This is a genomic window from Aureimonas sp. AU4 (assembly GCF_001463765.1).
Taxonomy (GTDB): domain Bacteria; phylum Pseudomonadota; class Alphaproteobacteria; order Rhizobiales; family Rhizobiaceae; genus Aureimonas.
Genome location: NZ_BBWK01000059.1, coordinates 1 through 1,136, shown reverse-complemented (window position 1 = coordinate 1,136; position 1,136 = coordinate 1). Strand labels below are relative to the sequence as shown.

At 70.0% G+C, this 1,136-nt stretch carries 1 protein-coding gene and 1 pseudogene; both read left to right on the top strand.

Going from position 1 to position 1,136, the window contains the following annotated elements:
• Positions 1–163: 163 nt before the first annotated feature.
• Positions 164–844, top strand: a complete 681-nt coding sequence (locus AUL35_RS16335; protein ID WP_082666384.1) for a YdcF family protein — start codon at positions 164–166, stop codon at positions 842–844.
• Between the two features lie 89 nt (positions 845–933).
• Positions 934–1,136: pseudogene (locus tag AUL35_RS16330) on the top strand (1-acyl-sn-glycerol-3-phosphate acyltransferase); the annotation flags it as partial.

Here is a 1,136-nt window from a genome sequence, read left to right as displayed (position 1 = left end):
CTCCTGGTCCTTCTGGTCGGCGGCCTCACCGCCGTTACCTCGCGCTGGACCGTGACGCGGCAGCTCGCCGCCATCGACATGCTGTCGCCGGTGGAACGATGAACCGGCGGCGTGCTTCGGGCATTGACCGCTCATGAGGGAACGCAGCGAACCGGATCGGGAGATGCGCGGGGCCGGCCGCACGGCCGACACCCCCTTGCGCTCGCGCCGGGGCCTGCGGGCGGTCGCCTTCCTTGTCGCCTTCGCGGCGCTGGCAGGAGGAGCGTATCTGGCGGGCGGCTTCGTTCGCTTCGCGCGCGACGTCGCGCTCCTGTCGACGCCGCCGGTCGCGGGCCAGGCCGACGGGATCGTGGTGCTGACCGGCGGCGAGCAGCGCCTCGCGCAAGGGCTCCGGCTCCTGCGCGAGGGCCACGGGCGCCGGCTTCTCGTTTCGGGCGTCAACCGCGACACGAGCGCGGCGGCGCTGGCGCGCACGACCGGGGAGGACCGCAGGCTCTTCGACTGCTGCGTCGACCTCGACTACAAGGCGCTCAACACGATCGGCAACGCCGAGATGACGGCGCGCTGGGCGCACGAGCACGGCTTCACGCGCCTGTTTCTCGTGACCAGCGACTACCACGTGCCGCGCTCGCTCCTGGAACTCGCCGATGTCGAGGACGCGCCGGAGGTCGTTCCCTATCCCGTTTCCCCCGACAAGCTGTGGCGCAGCGACGGCTGGCCGAGCCGCCTCGGCCTGCGGCTCCTGGCCACCGAATACGCCAAGGTGCTGGCGGTGAGGCTGCGCCAGAGCTTCGGTCTCGACCTGACGCGCGCGCAGTTCCACCGGGTGGCGAAGCTCGGCTGAGGGCGCGGCTCGATCCCGCTTTCCCTCTCGCCCCGCCAGCCTTAAGAACCGTTTCCAATACCCTTCGAGGCGGATAGTTCTTCGACCGCATGACCCTGTTCCGATCGATCGCCTTCCAGGTCCTCTTCTACGCGAACCTCGTCGGCCAGCTCCTTCTCTACCTGCCGGTCTTCTTCGTCCTGCCGGAGGCTGCCTGCTGGCGGATCGTCAAGGGCTGGGCCCGTTCGAGCCTCTGGCTCCTGCGCGTCGTGGCGGGAACGCGATCCGTGATCACCGGGCAGGAGCATATGCC

Excerpts from the sequence above, each read along its gene's own strand:
- AUL35_RS16335 (WP_082666384.1), top strand. The coding sequence starts at position 164 with ATGCGCGGGGCCGGCCGCACGGCCGACACCCCCTTGCGCTCGCGCCGG.